This window comes from Streptomyces pacificus (assembly GCF_011766325.1).
Classification (GTDB): Bacteria; Actinomycetota; Actinomycetes; order Streptomycetales; family Streptomycetaceae; genus Streptomyces; species Streptomyces pacificus.
On sequence record NZ_BLLG01000009.1, the window covers coordinates 65,715 to 86,502 of the forward strand.

The 20,788-nt window shown below is 69.4% G+C and carries 22 protein-coding genes and 1 pseudogene; 14 read left to right on the forward strand and 9 right to left on the reverse strand.

The genetic code is table 11. The annotated features are described in order from the left end of the window. Positions 1-14 precede the first annotated feature (14 nt). Positions 15-1,340: an acyltransferase family protein gene (locus tag SCWH03_RS16505; protein WP_173265019.1), complete on the forward strand. Its 1,326-nt coding sequence runs from the start codon at positions 15-17 to the stop codon at positions 1,338-1,340. On the opposite strand, the gene SCWH03_RS29905 is transcribed toward SCWH03_RS16505, so the two are convergent. Further along, positions 1,308-1,697, reverse strand: coding sequence for a DUF397 domain-containing protein (locus SCWH03_RS29905; protein ID WP_371872688.1), 390 nt, complete (start codon positions 1,695-1,697; stop codon positions 1,308-1,310). The two genes, SCWH03_RS16505 and SCWH03_RS29905, sit on opposite strands and share 33 nt — an antisense overlap. On the opposite strand from SCWH03_RS29905, the gene SCWH03_RS29105 reads away from it, so the two are divergent. The 6 genes from SCWH03_RS29105 (at position 1,636) to SCWH03_RS16535 (ending at position 6,370) form a co-directional block, all read left to right on the forward strand. Then, positions 1,636-1,929, forward strand: coding sequence for an AAA family ATPase (locus SCWH03_RS29105; RefSeq protein WP_254076797.1), 294 nt, complete (start codon positions 1,636-1,638; stop codon positions 1,927-1,929). The genes SCWH03_RS29905 and SCWH03_RS29105 overlap by 62 nt on opposite strands. After that, positions 1,926-2,369, forward strand: coding sequence for a hypothetical protein (locus SCWH03_RS29110; RefSeq protein WP_254076798.1), 444 nt, complete (start codon positions 1,926-1,928; stop codon positions 2,367-2,369). Before SCWH03_RS29105 ends, SCWH03_RS29110 begins: the two co-directional genes overlap by 4 nt. A gap of 304 nt (positions 2,370-2,673) precedes the next feature. Further along, positions 2,674-2,853 (forward strand): hypothetical protein, encoded by a 180-nt coding sequence (locus SCWH03_RS16520; protein ID WP_173265020.1) that lies wholly within the window; start codon positions 2,674-2,676, stop codon positions 2,851-2,853. Positions 2,854-2,989: 136 nt separating this feature from the next. Then, entirely contained in the window at positions 2,990-3,430 is a 441-nt protein-coding gene (locus SCWH03_RS16525) for a hypothetical protein (protein ID WP_173265021.1), read from the forward strand. A 13-nt stretch (positions 3,431-3,443) separates the two neighbouring features. Next, positions 3,444-5,819, forward strand: a complete 2,376-nt coding sequence (locus SCWH03_RS16530) for a hypothetical protein (protein WP_173265022.1) — start codon at positions 3,444-3,446, stop codon at positions 5,817-5,819. 107 nt (positions 5,820-5,926) lie between these two features. Continuing rightward, a complete protein-coding gene (locus SCWH03_RS16535) occupies positions 5,927-6,370 on the forward strand; it encodes a hypothetical protein (protein WP_173265023.1) in 444 nt (147 codons plus the stop codon). A 73-nt stretch (positions 6,371-6,443) separates the two neighbouring features. Here SCWH03_RS16535 and SCWH03_RS16540 read toward each other — a convergent pair whose 3' ends face one another. Beyond that, positions 6,444-6,893, reverse strand: a complete 450-nt coding sequence (locus tag SCWH03_RS16540; protein ID WP_173265024.1) for a hypothetical protein — start codon at positions 6,891-6,893, stop codon at positions 6,444-6,446. A gap of 170 nt (positions 6,894-7,063) precedes the next feature. On the opposite strand from SCWH03_RS16540, the pseudogene SCWH03_RS16545 reads away from it, so the two are divergent. Next, a pseudogene (locus tag SCWH03_RS16545) lies at positions 7,064-7,339 on the forward strand (acyltransferase family protein); the annotation flags it as partial. Here the strand turns inward: SCWH03_RS16545 and SCWH03_RS16550 are convergent. After that, positions 7,307-7,552 carry a DUF397 domain-containing protein gene (locus SCWH03_RS16550; protein ID WP_173265025.1) on the reverse strand — a complete coding sequence of 82 codons (246 nt, stop codon included), beginning with the start codon at positions 7,550-7,552 and terminating at the stop codon, positions 7,307-7,309. The pseudogene SCWH03_RS16545 and the gene SCWH03_RS16550 overlap by 33 nt on opposite strands. Next, positions 7,549-8,364: a helix-turn-helix domain-containing protein gene (locus SCWH03_RS16555; protein ID WP_173265154.1), complete on the reverse strand. Its 816-nt coding sequence runs from the start codon at positions 8,362-8,364 to the stop codon at positions 7,549-7,551. Before SCWH03_RS16555 ends, SCWH03_RS16550 begins: the two co-directional genes overlap by 4 nt. A 273-nt stretch (positions 8,365-8,637) precedes the next feature. On the opposite strand from SCWH03_RS16555, the gene SCWH03_RS16560 reads away from it, so the two are divergent. Further along, on the forward strand, positions 8,638-10,443 hold the full coding sequence (locus SCWH03_RS16560; protein ID WP_173265026.1) for an ABC-F family ATP-binding cassette domain-containing protein: 1,806 nt from the start codon (positions 8,638-8,640) through the stop codon (positions 10,441-10,443). A gap of 882 nt (positions 10,444-11,325) precedes the next feature. Here the strand turns inward: SCWH03_RS16560 and SCWH03_RS28620 are convergent. Beyond that, on the reverse strand, positions 11,326-11,952 hold the full coding sequence (locus SCWH03_RS28620) for a DUF4573 domain-containing protein (RefSeq protein ID WP_216854757.1): 627 nt from the start codon (positions 11,950-11,952) through the stop codon (positions 11,326-11,328). Between the two features lie 84 nt (positions 11,953-12,036). On the opposite strand from SCWH03_RS28620, the gene SCWH03_RS28625 reads away from it, so the two are divergent. The 3 genes from SCWH03_RS28625 (at position 12,037) to galE (ending at position 15,179) form a co-directional block, all read left to right on the forward strand. Then, positions 12,037-12,264, forward strand: a complete 228-nt coding sequence (locus SCWH03_RS28625) for a hypothetical protein (RefSeq protein WP_216854758.1) — start codon at positions 12,037-12,039, stop codon at positions 12,262-12,264. A gap of 574 nt (positions 12,265-12,838) precedes the next feature. After that, a complete protein-coding gene (locus tag SCWH03_RS16570) occupies positions 12,839-13,540 on the forward strand; it encodes a helix-turn-helix transcriptional regulator (RefSeq protein WP_173265027.1) in 702 nt (233 codons plus the stop codon). Positions 13,541-14,213: 673 nt separating this feature from the next. After that, positions 14,214-15,179 (forward strand): UDP-glucose 4-epimerase GalE, encoded by a 966-nt coding sequence (gene galE / locus SCWH03_RS16575; RefSeq protein ID WP_173265028.1) that lies wholly within the window; start codon positions 14,214-14,216, stop codon positions 15,177-15,179. 444 nt (positions 15,180-15,623) lie between these two features. Here galE and SCWH03_RS16580 read toward each other — a convergent pair whose 3' ends face one another. Beyond that, positions 15,624-16,070, reverse strand: a complete 447-nt coding sequence (locus SCWH03_RS16580) for a GNAT family N-acetyltransferase (RefSeq protein ID WP_173265029.1) — start codon at positions 16,068-16,070, stop codon at positions 15,624-15,626. A gap of 247 nt (positions 16,071-16,317) precedes the next feature. Between SCWH03_RS16580 and SCWH03_RS16585 the strand changes: the two genes are divergently transcribed. Beyond that, positions 16,318-17,097, forward strand: a complete 780-nt coding sequence (locus tag SCWH03_RS16585) for a response regulator transcription factor (RefSeq protein ID WP_173265156.1) — start codon at positions 16,318-16,320, stop codon at positions 17,095-17,097. Here the strand turns inward: SCWH03_RS16585 and SCWH03_RS16590 are convergent. Continuing rightward, positions 17,056-17,553, reverse strand: a complete 498-nt coding sequence (locus SCWH03_RS16590) for a MarR family winged helix-turn-helix transcriptional regulator (RefSeq protein WP_173265030.1) — start codon at positions 17,551-17,553, stop codon at positions 17,056-17,058. The genes SCWH03_RS16585 and SCWH03_RS16590 overlap by 42 nt on opposite strands. Before the next feature lie 131 nt (positions 17,554-17,684). Between SCWH03_RS16590 and SCWH03_RS16595 the strand changes: the two genes are divergently transcribed. Beyond that, a complete protein-coding gene (locus SCWH03_RS16595) occupies positions 17,685-18,506 on the forward strand; it encodes a trans-aconitate 2-methyltransferase (protein ID WP_173265031.1) in 822 nt (273 codons plus the stop codon). Between the two features lie 497 nt (positions 18,507-19,003). Here SCWH03_RS16595 and SCWH03_RS16600 read toward each other — a convergent pair whose 3' ends face one another. Together SCWH03_RS16600 and SCWH03_RS16605 are read right to left on the reverse strand one after the other, a co-directional pair. After that, complete coding sequence (locus SCWH03_RS16600) at positions 19,004-19,678, reverse strand: TetR/AcrR family transcriptional regulator (RefSeq protein WP_173265032.1); 675 nt, start codon at positions 19,676-19,678, stop codon at positions 19,004-19,006. After that, the gene (locus SCWH03_RS16605) at positions 19,675-20,655 is read right to left on the reverse strand and encodes an acyl-CoA desaturase (RefSeq protein WP_173265033.1); all 981 of its coding nucleotides are present in this window, start codon (positions 20,653-20,655) and stop codon (positions 19,675-19,677) included. Before SCWH03_RS16605 ends, SCWH03_RS16600 begins: the two co-directional genes overlap by 4 nt. Between the last annotated feature and the right edge of the window lie 133 nt (positions 20,656-20,788).

Sequence of the window (20,788 nt, forward strand, 5' to 3'; positions counted from 1 at the left end):
CGGACCGTGGGCGCATGGGATCACGCGTACGAACACTCGCCGAGGCGACACCGGACACCCGGGACCGCTATGTCGACCTGCTGAGGGTCGTCTCGCTCGGGACCGTCGTGCTGGGGCACTGGCTGATGGCCGCCGTCACCGCCGAGGGCGCCGGAAATCTGCTCGCCCTCGTGCCGGAGCTCCAACTCCTCACCTGGGCACTGCAGATCATGCCGGTGTTCTTCTTCGTCGGCGGCTTCTCGCACGCTCTCTCCTACCGCTCCCTGCGCCGCAGGCACCCCGCGGGTGACGGCGCTTCGCCGTACGCGGCGTTTCTGGTGGCGCGGCTGCGGCGGCTGCTGCGGCCCACCATGGTCTTCGTGCTCGTCTGGGGCGCGGTGGCGCTGCTGGTGCAACTGCTTGGTGGTGGCGGCGGGTTGACCGGTGTCTCGCTACGGCTCGTCACCCAGCCGCTCTGGTTCATCGGGATCTATCTGGCGATGGTCGCCTTCACCCCGCCGCTGCTGACGCTGCACGAGCGGTACGGCTGGGGTGCGTTCGGAGCGCTCGTCGCCGGCGCGGTCCTGGTCGACGTGCTCCGCTTCGTGCTCGGCGTCCCCTTCGTGGAGTTCCTGAACTTCGCCTTCGTCTGGCTGGCCGTGCACCAGCTCGGCTTCCTGCGGGCCGACGGACGCCTCCGGCTGCCCTCGGCGCTGGCGGCGACGGGGCTGGGCGGGGCCGCGCTGCTGGTGGCGGCCGGGCCGTACCCGCTGTCCATGGTCGGCATGCCGGGGGAGAAGGTCTCCAACATGGCCCCGCCCACGCTGGCCCTGCTCTGCCACGGCCTGTGGCTGGTCGGCGCGGTGGAGCTGCTGCGCGGACCCGGCGCCCGGCTGGTGGCCCGCCCCCGGGTCTGGCGCGGCGTCGTCGCCGCGAACGGCGTCGCCATGACCGCGTTCCTGTGGCATCTGACCGCGATGCTCGGCGTCTACGGCGCGCTGCTCGCCGCGGGCGTCACGCTGCCCGAACCGGCCTCGGCCGCCTGGTGGGCGCAGACCCCGCTACGGATAGCCGCGGCGGCGCTCCTCACGGCGCTGCTGGTCGCCGTGTTCCGCGGTTTCGAACAGCCCTCACCCGCACCGGTCCGGCCCGGCTCGGGCCCGCTCGCCGCGCTCGGCATCACCCTCTGCCTGCTCGGTGTGCTCGGCCTGTCCATGGTCGGCTTCGCCGGTCTGCTCGAAGGCCGCACGGCCACCCTGATCGCCGTGCCCGTCAGCGCCCCGGCCGCGGTCGCGACGGCGCTGGCGGGCTGGTGGCTAGTGGAACGGTCAGGCTTCGCCGTACGCCGAGACGAAGGCTGACCAGACGGCGGCGGGGACGGCGAGCCGAGGGCCGTCGGGGACCTTGGAGTCGCGGCATTCCCGCGAGACAGGTGTGGAACTCGCAGGCGGTCGCGGCATGATCTGAAGCGTCACGTTCCACGGGGCGCTACTCGCCAGCACATGGTCGATCATCTGCAGGCCCGCAGCGTGCGGGCGAAGGCGGCGGCGGACACCGGCGGCTCCTTCGGGTGGTGGTGAGGAGGAACGGGGTCCTGGGCCTGCCGACGGTGGCAGGCTGGCCGAGGGACGCTGTTGGCGTTGAGAGGGGTTGGCGGTGGCCAAGCGCACTCCGGTGGTGTTCCTGCTGGAGGGGCTCACCGGCTCGGGGAAAACCATCTATGCCCAGCGCAAGTTGGAGCCGCAGGGCGTTGTGCGGCTGTCGGTGGACGAAGTCGTCCATCGGCGGCACGGTCGGTACGGCGTCGACTACCCGGAGAACACCTATTTCGTGAAGGAGGCTCCGGTCGTCGCGGAGCTGCACGAGCGGCTCGCCGAGAGCTGGTCGCCGAGGGCCGGGATGTGGTGTGGGACCACGGGCTGTGGCTGCGTAAGGACCGCGACGCGATGAAGGCCTCGGCCGACGGCCGGTGGCGGCTGCTGTGCTTCCCGGTGGAGCGCGACGAGCTGCTGCGCAAGCTGGTGGAGCGCAACGAGCGGGAAGACGCCAACGCGGTGGTTGTGACGCCGGAGGCCCTGGAGGGACTTCTTTGCCCGCTTCGAAGAGCTTCAGAACGAGGGCGAGGAGATCGTGGAGCCGGGCCGGCTGTGAGTCGTGTGAGGGCGCCAGGCTGCTGGGATCTTGGCTGTTTCGACGGTCCGGCCGCTCGGCAGTCGATCAAGTATGGCGTCGTGGACGGCCAGCCGCGGATCGGCGACGGCGATCCGGTCGTTGTGGCGGTCGACGTGCTGCCACAGGCGGGACCCCTTGCCGCAGGCGCCCGTGGTGAACCGGCCGCCCCGCCGGCGCAGGTCGTCCAGGAGGCTCGAGCGTCACGTGAAGTGGGGTAAGCGTGCCAGCGTGTCCGGATCGGGCTTGTGGCCCGGTGCCCGGTGATTGCCGGACGCCACGGTCACCGAGGAGGATCTTGCGGGGGGTCGCCCTTGAGGAGCCGGTGGGTGAGGTGCCCGCCGAGCAGCAAGGACCGGTCCAGTCCGGTTTCCTGGCGCCAGAGGAACAGGCCGCCGTCGTTCGTGGCGGGTCGAGCCTCAACCCGCCGATCACCTTGCGCCTGGCGGCCTCGGCCTGGGCGACGCATTTGTCGGGGTTTGGTGGTGGGGCGAGTGGTTGGCCGCGGCGGGGATCGTTGGTGCGGTGGTCATCGCCGTGACAAACCTGGGCGACCTTGGCCCCGCTGACGAGTACCCCCTCACGGTCCTCTCCGCGGCCGCCAAGTCCCCGGCTGCTGAGGACCCGCGGCCGAACAGCGACGACGAGCAGCAGAAGGCCGCGATCGCCTTACCGGCCGACGCCGAAGATGCCGAGTTCTCCTAGCATAGGCTAACGGGCGTCGGCGCCGCGGCGCTCCTCGCGGGCGCGGCCACCGCTGTGGGGATTCGCCCTAGGCGGGCTTCGCAATCCCAGCACACTGGCAGTGGTCGACAACAAAGCAGGGGAAGGGAGTACGGCGGTGGCATGGGATGAGTGGGAGCAGATCAAGGCCGAGGTGGTGGCGCGGCACCAAGGCGAGATGCGGCTGGACGGCACCGATGCGGGAACGGGTTCGGGCGACGGCGCGATGCTTCGTACGAACTCGCCTGGCATGAGAGAAGCGATCAGGTCGTTGGGGGAGGACGTCCGGCCTGGCGTGGACAAGGCCGGCGGGCATGCCGACGAGTCCAACCATGCGGCCGAGCGGGAGTTCATGGGGTGGGATACCGGATCCGGGCTGAAGGATGCGCACGAGAAGTGGGCCCGGCAGTTGGCGAACCTGAAGTCCCGTCTCGGGCAGGACCAAGGCGCGCTGGCGCAGACGAAGGGCGCCTTGCAGCAGGTCGATGCGGGCGTCCACAGCACGCTCACACCGATCGATACGAGTCGTCTGATCCGCGGCGCGACGTCTAACGATTGACGGGGGTAGGGCGATGCTGACTTACCAGGACGTTATCACGGTCAACCTTCGGCCGTTGGTCACAGCGGCGAAGGATTGGGACGGAGTGGCCGACGGTTTCGACGAGTTGGCGACGCTGTACCGAAGCAAGGTGGAGAGCGTCGCCAACGACGGTGTCTGGGTGGGGATGAGCGCAGCGGCCGCTTCGGACAGGTTCGCGGCTACGCGCAAGGAGTTCGAAGCGGGCCAGACTCAGGCTCGGGCCTTCGCGTCCATCCTGCGCGACGCGCACGAACAGTTCCTCGGCCTGGTCAAGCACGTCCGAGAGTTAACGGATGAGGCTAGGACGAAGAACCTCACCATCGATACGGAGGGCCGTGCGCACTATGACTTCGACAAGCTGACTCTGTATCGCAACGACCCTGACTACGACAAGTGGGTCCACGACGCCGGCCAGCTCGAGGAGGACTGGACGCGGTCCATCAAGCAGGCGGTTCAGGCTGTCGATGACGCCGACCAGGGCGTGAAGATCGCTCTCCACGACGCGGCAGGCATCAAGAGCGGCCTCTTCGGCACCATAGCTGAGAGCGTGTGGGGTGGGGGCTTCAACGCGATCGCGGTGGGTGACATCGAGGTCGTCGAGGCCCGTGAGGCCGAAAGATACGCCAAGCGCATTCTGGGCGGAGATGAACTCACCGAGGGCGACCTCGCGGCGTACCAGCGCCTGATGCGCGACAACGGCGGCGATAAGGTCTTCAGCCAGACGATGCTGAACTCGCTCGGCCTTGACAACACCCTCAAGTTGTCCAACAAGATTTACGACCTCGCCCACTTCGATGACACCCAGGACAAGCGTGCCTATCTGAGCATCAACTCCGGTCTCGCCCACTCCCTTGCCACCGCTACCCGTGTGCCCGAATTCAAGGACGCCAACGGGAAGGCGCTGCGTTACGGCACGAACGCCTATCAGCAGGCGTTCAACAGCTGGAAGAGAACCCCGGCGTCCGACTTCTACCTCAAATGTCGCCAGGACCTCAACGAGATCGGCGATGACAAGTACGAACTCAAGGTGGCAGGCGAGAAGGTCGATATTGGGCAGGGAGCCGGCCAGGGCGTCCGGGGTTACCAGAGTCTCGCCACCCTCATCCAGCAGGGAGACGGCTATTCCGCCCAGTTCATCGCGGACATCACCGACGACATGATTGCCATGGAGAAGAAGGATCCTGATATCTGGGATCTCCGGGGTTCCTTCAGCGGAAAAGACGGATGGTTCGCCAATGACCCGGTGGACGGGACGCTGAGCGTACTGAGTCGTGACCCTGATGGGGCTACCGGTTACCTCGATCCAGGAAGACCAGAGGGTAGGGAACGGCTACATTATCTGCTTGATGAAGGGGGGCGCGACTGGGATCTCGTAGACAACTATGAGTACCGAAAGGTTGAGGTGACCACGGCGGACTCCGCGGACGCCGACAACCGGCACGGGTTGGCGCGTGTGATCGAAGCCGCGGCTACGGGACATCCTCCCCTACGAGAAGGTGAGCCTGGAAGTGCGCCAGGTCCTCACACGCCCGCCCAGGCACGTGTGATGCAAGAGACGATCAATGTCCTGGATATGGGGACGGACAAGGAGAACCCCAAGGCGCAAGGTGAAGGCCTGCCTGAAAATTTGCGCAAGGGCCTTGGGAGGTCGCTCGCTGACTATGTCGAGGACACGCATCACATTCTGGCAGAGCGCGGCTCCAAGCATGGAAGCCCCAGCGGGATGGATCATATCTGGAATGAAGGCGGTGATGCCGGAATCACCGTCGGCAAGGATTCTCTGATACGCGTTATGAGAGGCATTTCGGGAGACGATCAAAGCTACGCGCTTCTTTATGATTCTCATCGCAACTACACGATGCAGGAACTTGCCGAAGCGCCATCCGCCGGTGGGGAGGGGCATGAGCGGTGGAAGAACCCTGCGAGCGACGCAGGGGCTGTGCTCGGCGCCATGAATTCCATAGGGGCTGATGTTATTTATGACGAGAGGGATGGGGAGGTCGGCAAGATCAATGACACTGCGCGATACGCATACCATTCTATTGGTGCCCCAGTGACCGCAATCCCAGTGGTTGGAGATTCAGCGCAGCGCCTGGTCGACGCCATCACATACGAGTGGTCCAAGGATGTCATCTCCACGGCCGAAGCAAAGGCTAAAGAGGAGAACACGGACAATTACTCCTCAGGGGTTACGGGGGCTTACGCACTCATTGACCAGTGGGCAGAATCGCGTGGAGTCAATATCAAGGACGACGAGAACAGGGAAAATGACCCGAACTGGGATGCTTGGCAGGCCATGAGACGCGAAGCCAAGCAGTCGTACACTTCTTCCCGCTCCGATGCGGCGGCTTACCTTGACTGGGATTAGCGGAAATTATGTTCAAAAGGCGAATGTGCGGGGCCCTTCTTGCCTCCTCCGCGATGACTGGCGCCATCTTTTTGGCCGGATGTGACGGAAGGGGGGAGATCTATTCGATGCCGAGCGAGGTTTGTGGCATCCCTATCGAAAAGACTACCCTCTCTTCTGTGCTGCCGGAAGGGCGGGAGCTGAAGGAAGAGCATGACCCACTAGGCTGGACTGAAGCCCGCTGCGATATCTACGTGGATAAGTATCATGCTCTCGATGTAGTCATCAAGCCGGCCGACAGGTCGCCATCGGCGCAAGAGTTGTCGGAGCTGACCTCTCAATTCACTGCACGAGAGAAATTGACCGACTTTCCGTTTGCGGGTCATTCGGTCGTCGGAGATCAAGGCGCGCTTGTCGTCGCCGAATGCAACTCCATCGCGCCTTATGTCACTCTCAATATCAAGATCGACTCCGAGAGGCTGAATGGAGGAGACGGAAGTGTTGAGGGTGTTCGGAAGTTCGTGGAAGAGTTTGTACCCGGTGTTAGGGATGAAATTGGCTGCGCTCAGTGAAGCCGGCCGCTGAACTTGAATAGGTGATGTCAGGTCGGTTGGCCTGACGGATGCCGGCAGGCGTGATGCGTGCTCATCCGGTGAGACCGAGTTCGCGTAGGGCGTCGGCGGGGTGGTTGCGGTAGTGGTCGTGGGCGGCGGCGTTGTTGGTCCATCCGGCGAGGTGGGCGAGGCTGGTCGCCAGGCTGCGGAAGGTCGCGAGGGCCCGGGGCAGGCTGCCGGTGCGGGCCCGGCAGGCATCCTCGCCGAGGGTCACGTCTCGCACGAAGTGCTGGGCCTCGATGGACCACTGATCACGGGTGCAGCGGGCCAGGGTGGCGGCGTCGGCTGTGGCAACGGGTGCGGTGGTGATGCCGAGTTCGGCCACGGCGTGCTGTCTTCCGTCGCCGCGGCCGGTGGTGTACCGCTCGGTCAGCAGAGCCTGGGTGGCATGCGGGAAGGCGACCTGACCGTCGGCGAGGGGCTGGACGCGCACGATGCGGATCTCGTGACGGCGGCTGTTCGTCTCCTCGGTGCGGTGCACCGTGATGGCCGTGTTGGTGTGCTCGTCCCAGTCGAGGGCGTCGAGTCGGGCGAAGAGAGTGGGCCGGTTCTCCTCGACCGGGAAGAGGCGAAGGCGCCGCGGCGGTGCAGGTGGAGGGCGCGGGTGGCGACGGTGTGCAGGGGGTCCGCGGTCACGATCATGCCGGAGATGTCGCGGCGCTGCTGGTCGCCGTGTTCCGCGGTTTCGAACAGCCCTCACCCGCACCGGTCCGGCCCGGCTCGGGCCCGCTCGCCGCGCTCGGCATCACCCTCTGCCTGCTCGGTGTGCTCGGCCTGTCCATGGTCGGCTTCGCCGGTCTGCTCGAAGGCCGCACGGCCACCCTGATCGCCGTGCCCGTCAGCGCCCCGGCCGCGGTCGCGACGGCGCTGGCGGGCTGGTGGCTGGTGGAACGGTCAGGCTTCGCCGTACGCCGAGACGAAGGCTGACCAGACGGCGGCGGGGACGGCGAGCCGAGGGCCGTCGGGGACCTTGGAGTCGCGGACGTGGACGGTACCGGGGCAGGCGGCGACCTCGACGCAGTCGTCACCCTGGGCGCTGCTGTAGCTGGACTTGTGCCAGTCCAGGGCGACTTCGACACAGCTGTCGCCCTGGGCGCTGCTGTAGCTGGACTTGAACCAGGCGAGTTCTGCGGTGCTCATAGCGCTCCTCGGATTCGCTCCAGCAGACCCCGTGACTCGCTGGGGGTGAGGGCCTGTGAGCGCAGTGTGTCATACGCCTGTTGGAGCGGGACCACCTCTTTCGGGTCGCTGATCAGGCGGCCGTTCTTCTGCCCCTCGGAGTAGGCGTACCGCTTCCCGTCCGGCCCTTCCAGGAGCTGCAACATTCCCGCGAGACAGGCGTGGAACTCGCAGGCGGTCGGCATGATCTGAAGCGTCACGTTCCGCGGGGCGCTACTCGCCAGCACATGGTCGAGCATCTGCCGGGTGATCTCCGTACCACCGAGCCGCTGCCGGAAGACCGCCTCCGTGACGATGAAACTGAAGGGCACGTTGGGCCGTTCACGCAGGAGCCGCTGCCGTTCCAGCCGGGCGGCGATCTGGCTCTCCACCTGTTCGTCGGACAGGGGCGGTACCTCGTTCTCGTACAGGGTCCGCAGATACCCCTCAGACTGGAGCAGCCCCGGCACCATCCGGCACTCGTAGGTGCACAGGCTCACCGCCGTCCGCTCCCGCCGCGCCCACTCGCGGAACCACGACGCCAGCCCCGGCTGCCGCGTCAGATGCCCGAACGCCCGCCGCAGCGCACCCGTGTTGCCCAGCGCCACCTCCGCCAGCTCCACGAACTGCGTGTCCGGCATCCGGCGGCCCAGCTCGATCGAGGCCACCGTGTGCCGGGAGAAGCCCACCATCGGCGCGAAGACCTCCCGTGTCAGCCCCGCGTGCTCCCGCAGGCCCTGCACGAACGCCCCGAACGTCTTCAGGCTGTCCGACGGCACGGGCTCGTCGCTCACTGCGGCCACTTCCGACACCTCCAGGTGCTTACGGGTGCGTCGAGGTGCGTCGAGATGCGCCCCCGCTGCCGATGACGCCGACGAGGCCGATGACGCCGCCGATGACGCCGACGCGGCCGGGCGACGCCCCCTCGCTCGACTCACCCAGCGTGGCCGATCAGATACGTACCGTCCATGTTTCACGGGTGTACGGTCGCGCACCGTACGCGCGGACCGCGCGCGGTGCGCCCCGACTACCCTGGTAGGTCGATCGATCCCCCTGTCAGGAGAGAAATGGCCGTCAACCTGGTCAATGTCGAGGCAGTCAGCAAGGTGTACGGCACCCGTGCCCTGCTCGACGGAGTGTCGCTCGGCGTCTCCGAGGGGGACCGCATCGGAGTCGTCGGCCGCAACGGAGACGGCAAGACGACCCTGATCCGGATGCTCGCCGGGCTGGAGGAGCCGGACACCGGCCGGGTCACCCACAGCGGCGGACTGCACATCGGGGTGCTCACCCAGCACGACTCGCTCGACCCCGCCGCCACCATCCGCCACGAGGTCATCGGCGATCTCGCCGACCACGAGTGGGCCGGCAACGCCAAGATCCGCGATGTGCTCACCGGCCTGTTCGGCGGGCTCGACCTGCCCGGCTTCCCACAGGGCCTGGACACCGTGATCGCCCCGCTCTCCGGCGGCGAGCGGCGCCGGATCGCGCTCGCCAAACTGCTGATCGCCGAGCAGGACCTGATCGTCCTCGACGAGCCCACCAACCACCTGGACGTCGAGGGCATCGCCTGGCTCGCCGACCACCTCCGGGCGCGCCGCTCGGCGCTGGTCTGCGTCACCCACGACCGCTGGTTCCTCGACCAGGTCTGCACCCGCATGTGGGACGTCCAGCGCGGCACGGTCTACGAGTACGAGGGCGGCTACTCCGACTACGTCTTCGCCCGCGCCGAGCGGGAGCGCATCGCCGCCACCGAGGAGACCAAGCGGCAGAACCTCGTCCGCAAGGAACTCGCCTGGCTGCGCCGGGGCGCCCCGGCGCGGACGTCCAAGCCCCGCTTCCGCGTCGAGGCCGCCAACGAGCTGATCAAGGACGTGCCGCCGCCGCGCGACACCTCCGAGCTGATGAAGTTCGCCACCTCGCGGCTCGGCAGGTCTGTCTTCGACCTGGAGGACGTCACCGTCCAGGCCGGGCCGAAAGTCCTGCTGAAGCATCTGACCTGGCAGCTCGGCCCCGGTGACCGTATCGGCCTGGTCGGTGTGAACGGCGCGGGCAAGACCTCCCTGCTCCGCGCCATGGCCGAGGCCGCGGGCAGCGACGGCGAACGGCAGCCCGCCGCCGGGCGGATCGTCACCGGCAAGACCGTGCGGCTGGCCTACCTCTCGCAGGACGTCACCGAACTCGACCCGAACCTGCGGGTCCTGGAGGCGGTCCAGCAGATCCGCGACCGCGTCGACCTCGGCAAGGGCCGGGAGATGACCGCCGGCCAGCTCTGCGAGCAGTTCGGCTTCTCGAACGAGAAGCAGTGGACCCCGGTCGGCGACCTGTCCGGCGGCGAGCGGCGCCGGCTCCAGCTGCTGCGGCTGTTGATGGACGAGCCGAACGTCCTCTTCCTCGACGAGCCCACCAACGACCTCGACATCGAGACCCTGACGCAGCTGGAGGACCTCCTCGACGGCTGGCCGGGCTCGATGGTCGTGATCTCCCACGACCGCTTCTTCGTCGAGCGCACCACCGACCGGGTGCTCGCGCTCCTCGGCGACGCGACCCTGCGGATGCTTCCGCGCGGAATCGACGAGTACCTGGAGCGCCGGGCGAAGGCGCTGCAGGCGGCGGTCACCACACCGGCCGCCCCCGCGAAGCCCGCCGGCACGGAGAGGTCCGCCGCGGACCAGCGGGCCGCGAAGAAGGAGCTGCAGAAGATCGAGCGGCAGCTCGACAAGATCTCTGAAAAGGAGTCCGCGCTGCATTCGCAGATCGCCGAGAACGCCACCGATTTCGAGAAGGTGGCGGAACTCGACGCGCGGCTGCGGGAACTCAGCGGAGAACGCGAGGAATTGGAAATGCGCTGGCTCGAACTGGCCGAGGAAGCGTAGCGGCACCACGCGGCTCTCGGGCAGCAGCAGCGGCCGCGAGGGGCGGTACTCCCCCGGCGGACGGCGGACAGCAGACGGGGGCAGAGGTACGGGGGCGGAGGTACGGGGGCGGACCAGGCCTGGCCCGTGCGTTCAGCCCGGTCCCGTCACCCGGCCCGGTCTCGACGCCCGGTCCACACACAGTCCGGTCCCGCCCCGTTGCCCGACGCGTAAGGCGCCCGGCCACCCGTCCACCGAGCCCGCAGTAGACCGAGGTGCTCCTGCCCCCCTCCCGGCCGGTGGCCTCTCTTGTCCGAGGGCAAGCCCGCCGGGAGGCATCAGCTTGATGGCGGCGGCCCCATCGGCAGCCGACCTCAGCGTCGTCGTCGGCGACACCCGGCCCGCAGTCCGCCGGCGGTGAGGACGACCTCCGGACCGCCCCCCGAGCAGCCCCGGCGGCACGCGCCCCCGGCGGGGCGGCTGCAGCGGCAGGCCTCCTTGCCGTGTGCTTACTGTTCACGCCTCCGCGCGGGTGATCTTGCCTACTTGACGCGCGGGCCATCCACGGAACTGGGAGTGCCCTCTGCGGACAATGGCGCCGTCCGAGACTGTCGACATACGCCGGGTAAACCGCCCTTCGTCCGCCGTCGATGCGGACACCATGCTGAAGGCCGATGCGTTCGACGCGTGTTCCGCCGCGGATGCGGTGACCATGGCCTGCCCGACTGCGAATTCCCGATTAGAGGATGTCCGGTGAACCGTAAAACCATCAGCCGTAGCCGGGCGAGGGCAATCTCCGCGATTTCGGCGGGAACCCTGGCCGCGATGCTGAACCTGGTACCGAACACGATGGCCGTCTCCGAATCCGTGCAGCGCTCGGGGACTGAACACAGCCCGAGGCTGTCAGGGCCGAAAAAGGCCACGACGGCTGACCCGGACGGCAGGCGGGACCATGATGGCGATCGGGGCCCGCGCGGGCCCCGGGGTCCGCGCGGTGACCACGGAGATCGAGGTCCGCAGGGTCCGCAGGGTCCGGTGGGTCCGGTGGGTCCGCAGGGCGTGGCTGGTGTGGCCGGTCCGGTCGGGCCGCAGGGTCCGGTCGGGCCGGTGGGTCCGCAGGGTGTGGCTGGTGTGGACGGCGTGGATGGTGCGCAGGGTCCGCAGGGCGTGGCTGGTGTGGCCGGTCCGGTGGGTCCGCAGGGTGTGGACGGTGTGGATGGTGCGCAGGGTCCGCAGGGCGTGGCTGGTGTTGATGGTCCGCAGGGTGTGGCTGGTCTGGTGGGTCCGGTGGGTCCGCAGGGCGTGGCCGGGCCGGTGGGTCCGGTCGGGCCGGTGGGTCCGCAGGGTGTGGCTGGTGTGGACGGTGTGGATGGTGCGCAGGGTCCGCAGGGCGTGGCTGGTGTGGACGGCGTGGATGGTGCGCAGGGTCCGCAGGGTGTGGCTGGTCCGGTGGGTCCGCAGGGTGTGGCTGGTGTTGATGGTCCGCAGGGTCCGCAGGGGGTTGGTCCGCAGGGTCCGCAGGGTCCGCAAGGTTCGGTGGGTCCGCAGGGCCCGCAGGGTTCGGGGACGGTCACCTCTTACGTGATCAGGGGACCTCGGGCCACCCCGAGTGTCGTGAACGTGGGTGTGCAGTCGGTAGCCCGATGTCGCCCCGGCGACGTCGCCACCGGCGGTGGCTATGACACCGTCGGCCTCGTCGCCCCGCTCAACGTCATTGAGAACAAGCCGATTCCCACCGGTCCCGGCGCTCAGTCCGGACCTGCTACCGGTTGGGTCACGCACGCGTCCGTGGGGGTGCTCGGCGGCGGGTTCCGGGCCTATGTGATGTGTGATGACCTGTAGTACGCAACGGAGGGGAGCGCGCTTGAACCCGGCTCCGTCCGGGACCATGGAGTGGCGCGGCCCGTCGGCTTGACCAACGGGCTCGCCCTGGGTGTCCGTGGGCCGATGCGGTTGGTGGGATGTCCGTTGTCGGTCCGGCCCGTTCCGGTGGGCGCGGTGAACCCCAGTGAGGTGGACGCGTGCGACCTTGCCGACTGCGTGGCCCTCTGGCAGCCCGGAAGACCCGCGGACCAGCCCCGAGACGGTTTACCGGTCGGTTGCCGAGCACGATGCGGCTGTGGTTGACACGGACTCACCCTGACGGCAGTTCGGCTTTCGCTGCCCTGCTCCGCAGGTGTCCGGTTCCTCCCCGGACTGGTGGAACGGGGCATGACCGGAGGAAACCGGTGAAAGAGGCCCCGTCCGGCCGAGCGTGGGCCCCGTGCTTCGCCGGCTTGCCTTCGAAAGACGATCTGTTTCCCCGATCCGGGGGACTTCTGATCGGTAGGGCAGCGCGAGGTCGAACAAGCGTGTAGCTTGCCGGGTCAGTAGTGCTGGGGGCGGGGGGCCGGCTCCAGGGGTAGGGGGGAGTTCGATGGGTGTGCGGCTCATGGTCGTCGACGACCACCGGTTGCTTGCTGAGGCGCTGGCGTCCGCGCTGAAGCTGCGCGGACACCGGGTGCTCGCGGCGGCGGCGCCGTCGGCCGGGGCGGCCGAACTGGTGGTGAGCAGGGCGCCCGAGGTATGTCTGTTGGGAACGGCGGCACCTGCGGAGCCGGGTGCGTTCGATCCCGTCGTACGGATCAAACGGGATCGGCCACAGGTCGCCGTGGTGGTCCTGGGGCCCGTGCCGTCGCCGCGCGGGATAGCCGCGGCCTTCGCCGCCGGCGCTTCGGGCTATGTGCGGCACGACGAGCGCATCGAGGGCGTCGAGCGGGCCATGGTCAAGGCGCGGGCAGGTGAGGCGGCGGTGGCGCCGCAACTGCTGCAGGGAGCGTTCACCGACCTCCTCAACCCGGCGGCCCAGCCGGACGACGAGGGGCGGCGGCTGCTGCGCATGCTGACCCCCAGAGAGGTAGAGGTACTTGTCCGCGTCGCGGAGGGCGAGGACACCCGGCTCATCGCGGCGGGCATGGGCATAGCCCCGAGTACGGCCCGCACCCACGTGCAGCGGGTACTGATGAAGCTGGGGGTCGGCTCCCGTCTGGAGGCCGCGGCCCTCGCGGCCCGTACCGGTCTGCTGGACCACGCCGCGAGCCACCCGCCGCTCGCGGCTCCTGACCCCGACGCCGACTGAGGGCGCGTGCCGCCGCACGCCGTCGGTGTGCGGCGGCGGGGACCGCGTTGCTCGGCATCGCGGCACGGCCCGGGACCGAGCGGCGCGGCGCGGCGTACGGGAGAAGTGTTAAGCGGGGCCGACATCCACTGACCCGGGTACGGCATGACTGGCGTGCCGTCTCCACGATCCGTGCCGTCTCCACGACCTGTCGGCTCTGTGTCGCATGTTGGCTCTGCACGCAGGGGCAGAAGACGGTCACCAGACCTGCCGAAGGCCGGGACCCGTTGCCCCACGGATCCCACCGTTCCTGTCGTTCCCGCGGCTCCTAGCGCTCCTACCGCACCCACGGCCCTCCCACGGTCGTACGCGACGCCGTCCCTGTGCCCGCACGCGATGCCGTACCCGTCCGCGATGCCGCTGGCGGCCCTGCACGTCCCTCCGTTGACGAAGTGTTGCGCACAGCGCCCCCACAGGTCCGCTTGGGACTCTTGAGGCGCTTCGACCGGATCTTCGGTAGCGGCGGGCCCGCGGGCCCCGCGGGCACGGCTTCGCGCCGCACCTCGAGCCTTTCACCGTGCGGCGTACTCCCGGGAAACCGGGGTTCCTCGCCGGTCCGAGTCCGGCATGAGCTGTTCATCGACGAGGTGTCGCCGGATGCGGCGGCACCTCGGCTGCGAAAGGTGGCGAGCAAGTGAGCAAGTACCTGGTGACGGGCGGTGCCGGCTATGTCGGCAGCGTGGTGACCGCACACCTGCTGGAGGCAGGGCACGAGGTCACGGTCCTCGACGATCTGTCCACGGGGTTCCGCGAGGCCGTCCCCGAGGGCGCCGACTTCGTCGAGGGGCGAGTCCAGGACGCGGCCCGCCACATCGGCCCGTCATTCGACGGTGTCCTGCACTTCGCCGCGTTCTCGCAGGTCGGCGAGTCGGTTGCGCAACCCGGCAGGTACTGGGAGAACAACGTCGGCGGGACGATGGCGCTGCTCGCCGCGATGCGCTCCGCGGGAGTCCGCAGGCTGGTCTTCTCCTCCTCGGCGGCCACCTACGGCGAGCCGGTCTCCGTGCCGATGACCGAGTCCGCCCCCACCGCGCCGACCAGCCCGTACGGTGCCTCCAAGCTCGCCGTGGACCACATGATCAGCGGCGAGTGCACCGCGCACGGCCTGGCCGCGGCATCTCTTCGGTACTTCAATGTGGCCGGCGCGCACGGCGACTGCGGCGAGCGCCACGACCCCGAGTCGCACCTCATCCCGCTCGTCCTCCAGGTCGCGCTCGGCACCCGCGAGACGATCTCCGTCTTCGGCGACGACTACCCGACGCCGGACGGCACCTGTGTGCGGGACTACATCCATGTCGCCGACCTCGCCGAGGCCCATCTGCTCGCCATGGACGCGATCACCCCCGGGGAGCATCTGATCTGCAACCTCGGCAACGGCAACGGCTTCTCCGTCCGCGAGGTCGTCGAGACCGTCCGCGAGGTCACCGGCCACCCGGTCCCGGAAAGGGCCGCAGCCCGCCGCGCGGGAGACCCTGCCGTACTCGTCGCCTCCTCCGAGGTGGCGCGGAAGCGGCTCGGCTGGACCCCGTCGCGGCCGGACCTCGCCGGGATCGTGGCCGACGCCTGGGACTTCGCCCGTGCCCGGCATGCCGGCGGATGAGTGCGGCCGTGTGGTCCGGCAGCAAGGCGGGTGGCTTCGGCGGCAGTAAGGGTGACGCCCTCGAAACGGTTGACGGGCTTGGGGTGATGGGAGAGCAGACCAGCGTTGACGGGTCCCGGGCGGTCGGCGGCCAGGTTGGTCGGTTGGTCGGTTGGTCGGGTGGTCGGGTGGTCGGGTGGTCGGGTGGTCGGCGGGCTTCGACGGGGTGGCGGGCCTGAGTACGGGGCGGGTCCGAAGGCGATGGCGGGCCCGAGCGCGGCAGCGGGTCCGAAGGCGGTAGCGGGCCCGAGGGAGGACGGTCCGCCCCGGGTGGGGCGGGCCCGAGCGGCCGGTTCCCGAGGCCGACGGCCCCGGGGCGCCCCTGGCGGGCGCGGGCCTGCGCCCCCGTTCCGCCGGCCGGGAGGCCGGGTCTGCGGGCAGCATCACCACGCCGCGCTCCCGCCGTCAGGCGAGGTGCTTGGCCAGGAGGTACTCCGTGACGCCCGGTGGATAGTCGGGCACCCGCCCGACAATCTCGTAACCGTGCTTCCGGTAGAAGCCGGGGGCCTGGAAGTCCCATGTCTCCAGCCGGGACCAGGAGCAGCCGCGCCCGACGCGGGCCTCGCGCTCGGCCGCGGTGAGGAGCTGGGAGCCGAGCCCCGCGCCGCGGTTCGCGGTGTCGACCCAGAGGAGGTCGACATGGAGCCAGCGTGCCCAGGTGCGGCCGGTCAGGCCCGCGGCCAGCTCCCCGGTCGCCTCCTCCATCACCCAGACCTGCAGCGGAACCTCGTCCTTGTGCCGGCTCGCCTCCAGGGCGCGCATCGCAGAGGAGCGCTGGGAGTTGGCGGCCTCGAGCCGTTCGCCGAGCAGGCTGAGCCGCTCTTTGTCGACTTCAGTCTCAAAACGAAACATGCGCCACACCCTAAACACAGCGTGCAACCAGTTCTGCAAAGTCCCTTCCTCTCACGGCCACCGGCCGTACTCTGATGCACATGCACCGGTGGGGGCCGGTGCTGATCAGAGGGCGAGTCAGTCGGGTACGACGCCCGGGGTGGGGTAGTGGTCAATCGCGGCGGCGGCCGTGACGGTCGCCCCTCCTGCCGGGTGCCGTGCCCGCCGACGCGTGGCCTCAGCCGGAAAACGCAGCCTGGGGGTGTCTGTGGTCCGTATCCGGGTCCTCGTCGTGGACGATCACCGGATCTTCGCCGAGTCCCTCGCAGCGGCACTCGCCGCCGAGCCGGACGTCGAGGTCGCTGCCGCGGGCAGTGGCCCGGCCGCGCTGCGCTGCCTCGAGCGCGCTGCCGCCGAAGGGCGCAGATTCGATGTGATGCTGGTCGACGCCGATCTGGGGATCGCGACGGCGCCGCGGATCCCCGTGGTCGCCCGCGCCGTTCCCGACAACGGTGACGGCTTCGTCGACGGCATCTCCCTGGTCGCCGCGGTCCGTGCGGCCCGGCCCGCCGTGCGCACCGTCGTGCTCGCCGAGAAGGACGATCCGCGCAGGGCGGCGCCGGCGCTCCAGGCGGGCGCGTCGGGCTGGGTGGCCAAGGACTGTTCGCTGCAGCGGCTGCTCACCGTGATCCGGGGAGTGCTGCGCGACGAGACCCATCTGCCTCCGGCGCTGCTCACCGGCGTGCTGCGGGAACTCACTGCGGCGCGCAAGCACCGCACCGAGAGCGAGCGGCTCGTGGAGTCGCTCACTCCGCGGGAGCGGGAGGTGCTGCGGTGCATGGTGGCCGGTCTGGGGCGCAAGGCGGTCGCGGAGCGCCTCTTCCTCTCCCCGCACACCGTGCGGACCCATATGCAGAACGTGCTGGGCAAGCTCGGCGTCCACTCGACCCTGGCGGCGGTGGCACTGGCCCGCAGGGCCGGGGTGGGCCCCGCGGAGCTGGCGCCGTCAGCCGGGGACGTTGTCGAACGGGGCGGTCAACTGGCGTAGCAGTCCGGCGAGTTCGACGCGCTGCGTACGGGACAGCTCCACCAGGATCGCACGCTCCTGGTCGAGGAGCCCGGCGAGCGCCTGGTCGGCGCGGTCCTGCCCCTCGGTGGTGAGGCGAACCAGTACGCCGCGTCGGTCGCTGGGGTCGGGGAGCCGCTCCACCAGGCCCTTCTTGGCGAGCCGGTCGATACGGTTGGTCATCGTGCCCGAGGTGACCAGTGTCTGGGTGAGGAGCTGGCCGGGCGACAACTGGTACGGTGCGCCAGCGCGCCGCAGCGAGGTCAGGACGTCGAACTCCCAGGGTTCCAGATGGTGCTCGGCGAACGCGATCCTGCGCGCGCGGTCCAGGTGGCGCGCGAGCCTGGAGACGCGGCTGAGGACCTCGAGCGGTTCCACGTCGAGGTCGGGGCGCTCGCGGCGCCAGGCAGCGACCAGTCGGTCGACCTCGTCCTCCATGGCGATCAGTGTAGAGGGTCTGTCGATGTGAAGTCTCTTGAGGTCAAGATATGTTTGGATGGACCACGGGCAGGGCCGGCCCGGAGCTCCACTTCCGGTTCCGTCGAACATTCCAGCAAGGGGGAGCACGTATGCATTCCGTTCCGATCTGGGACCCGCAGCAGTACCTTCGGCATGCCGGCCATCGGACCCGCCCCTTCCTCGACCTTCTCGGCCGGATACCCGAACTGCCCCACGCGGATCGACCACCCCGCATCGCGGACCTCGGCTGCGGCCCGGGCAACGTCACCGCGCTCCTCGCCGACCGCTGGCCGGATGCGCGGATCACCGGATTCGACCTCTCACCCGACATGCTCGCCCGCGCCGAGACGGAGTACGCCGGAACCACGGCCGGCGGTGGCTGGATCGACTTTCGCCTCGCCGACGCCGCCCACTGGACCCCCGACGAGCCCTACGACCTCATCGTGTCCAACGCAGCGCTCCAATGGGTGCCCAACCACCCCGAGTCCTTCGCCGCCTGGATCGACGGCCTCGCTCCGGGCGGCACCTTGGCCTTCCAGGTGCCCGGCAACTTCGTCCTGCCCAGTCACGCGCTGCTCGGCGAACTCTGCGACACGCCGCAGTGGCGCGACCGCCTCGCCGACCAGGGACGCCGTTTCGTCCATGTGCTGGACCCGGCCGACTACCTCCTCCGGCTCGCCGACCTGGGCTGCGAAGCGGATACCTGGGAGACGACCTACCTCCAGCTGCTCAGTGGCGAGGACCCCGTCCTGGACTGGGTGAAGGGCACCGCGCTGCGCCCCGTCCTCACCGCGCTCGGAGCGGACCGGGAAGCCGCCGACGAGTTCCTCTCCCAGTACCGCGACCTGCTTCGCAAGGCGTATCCGCCCGGGCCGCACGGGACGGTGTTCCCCTTCCGCCGCGTCTTCGCCATCGCCCGCAAACCGCGGTGAGGGCGATGCGGCGGGGGCAGAGGGCAGAGGGGAGAGGGGGAGAGGGGGTGCGGTGAGAGCGGCGGCCCGCTCCCCGCGGTAGCCGGCGCGGTGCGTGGGTGTCCACCCGGTCGTCCTGTGCACCGTGCTGCGGCACGCACCGTGCTGTGGTCCGCACCGCGCTCCGGTACGTGCGGTGGGGCCCCATCGCACTGTGCGTCCGGCGCGCACACACCCGCCCGGCGCGCCGGAATGCCCTTACGCGCCCCCTCGCACCCGAGGCCCGGGCGTGGCGCGCGCCCGGCGCCGGGACGCCCGACGCCCCGGCGTGCCTGCGCGCCCCCCCGTGCACCGGGACGCCCTGACGCGCCCCCGCGCACCAGCGCGTTCGGGGAGCGCCCGCTCCGGGCATCCGGCGTGCAAAGGCACCCGCGCCCGTATCCTCGCCCTCGCAAGCCCTCGCAAGCCCTCGCAAGCCCTCGCAAGCCCTCGCAAGCCCTCGCAAGCCCGGCGCCCGGTCAGCTCTTGCGGTGCCCTATCAGGCGCGGCTTCTGCTCCAGCCCGTCCAGCCCGTGCCAGGCCAGATTCACCAGATGCGCAGCGACCTCCGCCTTCTTCGGCCTCCGGGCGTCCAGCCACCACTGACCGGTCAGCGCCACCATCCCCACCAGCGCCTGCGCGTACAGCGGGGCCAGCTTCGGGTCGAAGCCCCTGGCCTTGAACTCCAGCCCCAGGATGTCCTCGACCTGTGTGGCGATGTCGCTGATCAGCGACGCGAACGTGCCCGTGGACTGGGCGACCGGCGAATCACGGACCAGGATGCGGAAACCGTCCGTGTACGACTCGATGTAGTCCAGCAGCGCGAACGCCGCCTGCTCCAGCAGCTCCCTCGGATGCCCCGCGGTCAGCGCCCCGGTCACCATGTCCAGCAGCTGGCGCATCTCCCGGTCGACCACGACCGCGTACAGGCCCTCCTTGCCGCCGAAGTGCTCGTACACCACCGGCTTGGACACCCCGGCCCGCGCCGCGATCTCCTCCACCGACGTGCCCTCGAAGCCCTTCGCGGCGAAGAGCGTGCGACCGATGTCGAGCAGCTGCTGGCGGCGCTCCGCCGCCGTCATCCTGACCCTGCGCCCCCGCCGGGGCTTCTCTCCGCTGGTGCTGCTGCCGTCGATCGCCACGCCCTCAATCATGCCGCCTCCGCGGCTTTCCCCCGGCGCCGGGCGGCGATCCGGTCCGCACTCGGCCAGCGCACGTCGTACGCCCAGCCCGCCTTCTCGAACCAGCGGATCAGCCGCGCGCTGGAGTCGATCTGCCCCCGCATCACCCCGTGCCGCGCGCTCGTCGGGTCGGCGTGGTGCAGGTTGTGCCAGGACTCGCCGCACGACAGGACCGCGAGCCACCACACGTTCCCCGAGCGGTCGCGCGACGTGAACGGGCGCTTGCCGACCGCGTGGCAGATCGAGTTGATCGACCACGTCACATGGTGCAGCAGGGCGACCCGGACCAGCGAGCCCCAGAAGAACGAGGTGAACGCGCCCCACCACGACATCGTCACCAGTCCCCCGACCAGCGGGGGGATCGCCAGGGACACGACCGTCCAGAGCGCGAACTGGCGGGAGACCGCCCGGAGCGCCGGGTCCTTGATCAGATCCGGTGCGTACTTGTGCTGCGGAGTCTGCTCCTCGTTGAACATCCAGCCGATGTGAGCCCACCAGAGGCCCTTCATCAGCGCCGGGACCGTCTCGCCGAAACGCCACGGCGAATGGGGGTCGCCCTCGGCGTCGGAGAACCTGTGGTGCTTGCGGTGGTCGGCCACCCACCGCACCAGCGGACCCTCCACGGCCAGCGACCCCATGACCGCCAGCGCGATCCGCAGCGGCCGCTTCGCCTTGAAGGAACCATGGGTGAAGTAGCGGTGGAAGCCGATCGTGATGCCGTGGCAGCCGATGAAGTACATCGCGACCAGCAGGCCGAGGTCGAGCCAGCTCACGCCCCAGCCCCACGCCAGCGGCACCGCCGCCAGCAGCGCGAGGAAGGGCACCGTGATGAACAGCAGCAGGGCGATCTGCTCGATCGAGCGCTTGCTGTCGCCGCCCAGCGTGGCGGACTGAAGGTCGGGCGCGGACGACTTCCGGGCGTCGTCGATCACATCAGGGCTTGTCGTCATGGGGAGTCCCGTGGGAGGTGAGGGTGCGACTGAACCGTGTGGCTACGGAACCGTAACCTACGGGAACGTAAGTATGGGGGCGTGAAGCCTCGCGGCGAGAGGGGCGGTGGAGAGCGGCGTGCGAGCGGACACC

Bases quoted from the DNA above. Each gene is read 5' to 3' on its own strand.
- SCWH03_RS16505 (WP_173265019.1), top strand. From the start codon at position 15: ATGGGATCACGCGTACGAACACTCGCCGAGGCGACACCGGACACCCGG.
- SCWH03_RS29905 (WP_371872688.1), bottom strand. From the start codon at position 1,697: ATGGTTTTCCCCGAGCCGGTGAGCCCCTCCAGCAGGAACACCACCGGA.
- SCWH03_RS16560 (WP_173265026.1), top strand. From the start codon at position 8,638: ATGGCCGTCAACCTGGTCAATGTCGAGGCAGTCAGCAAGGTGTACGGC.
- SCWH03_RS16570 (WP_173265027.1), top strand. From the start codon at position 12,839: ATGGGTGTGCGGCTCATGGTCGTCGACGACCACCGGTTGCTTGCTGAG.
- SCWH03_RS16530 (WP_173265022.1), top strand. From the start codon at position 3,444: ATGCTGACTTACCAGGACGTTATCACGGTCAACCTTCGGCCGTTGGTC.
- SCWH03_RS16595 (WP_173265031.1), top strand. From the start codon at position 17,685: ATGCATTCCGTTCCGATCTGGGACCCGCAGCAGTACCTTCGGCATGCC.
- SCWH03_RS16605 (WP_173265033.1), bottom strand. From the start codon at position 20,655: ATGACGACAAGCCCTGATGTGATCGACGACGCCCGGAAGTCGTCCGCG.
- SCWH03_RS16590 (WP_173265030.1), bottom strand. From the start codon at position 17,553: ATGGAGGACGAGGTCGACCGACTGGTCGCTGCCTGGCGCCGCGAGCGC.
- SCWH03_RS16550 (WP_173265025.1), bottom strand. From the start codon at position 7,552: ATGAGCACCGCAGAACTCGCCTGGTTCAAGTCCAGCTACAGCAGCGCC.
- SCWH03_RS16535 (WP_173265023.1), top strand. From the start codon at position 5,927: ATGCCGAGCGAGGTTTGTGGCATCCCTATCGAAAAGACTACCCTCTCT.
- SCWH03_RS16580 (WP_173265029.1), bottom strand. From the start codon at position 16,070: ATGTTTCGTTTTGAGACTGAAGTCGACAAAGAGCGGCTCAGCCTGCTC.
- SCWH03_RS16600 (WP_173265032.1), bottom strand. From the start codon at position 19,678: ATGATTGAGGGCGTGGCGATCGACGGCAGCAGCACCAGCGGAGAGAAG.
- SCWH03_RS29110 (WP_254076798.1), top strand. From the start codon at position 1,926: ATGAAGGCCTCGGCCGACGGCCGGTGGCGGCTGCTGTGCTTCCCGGTG.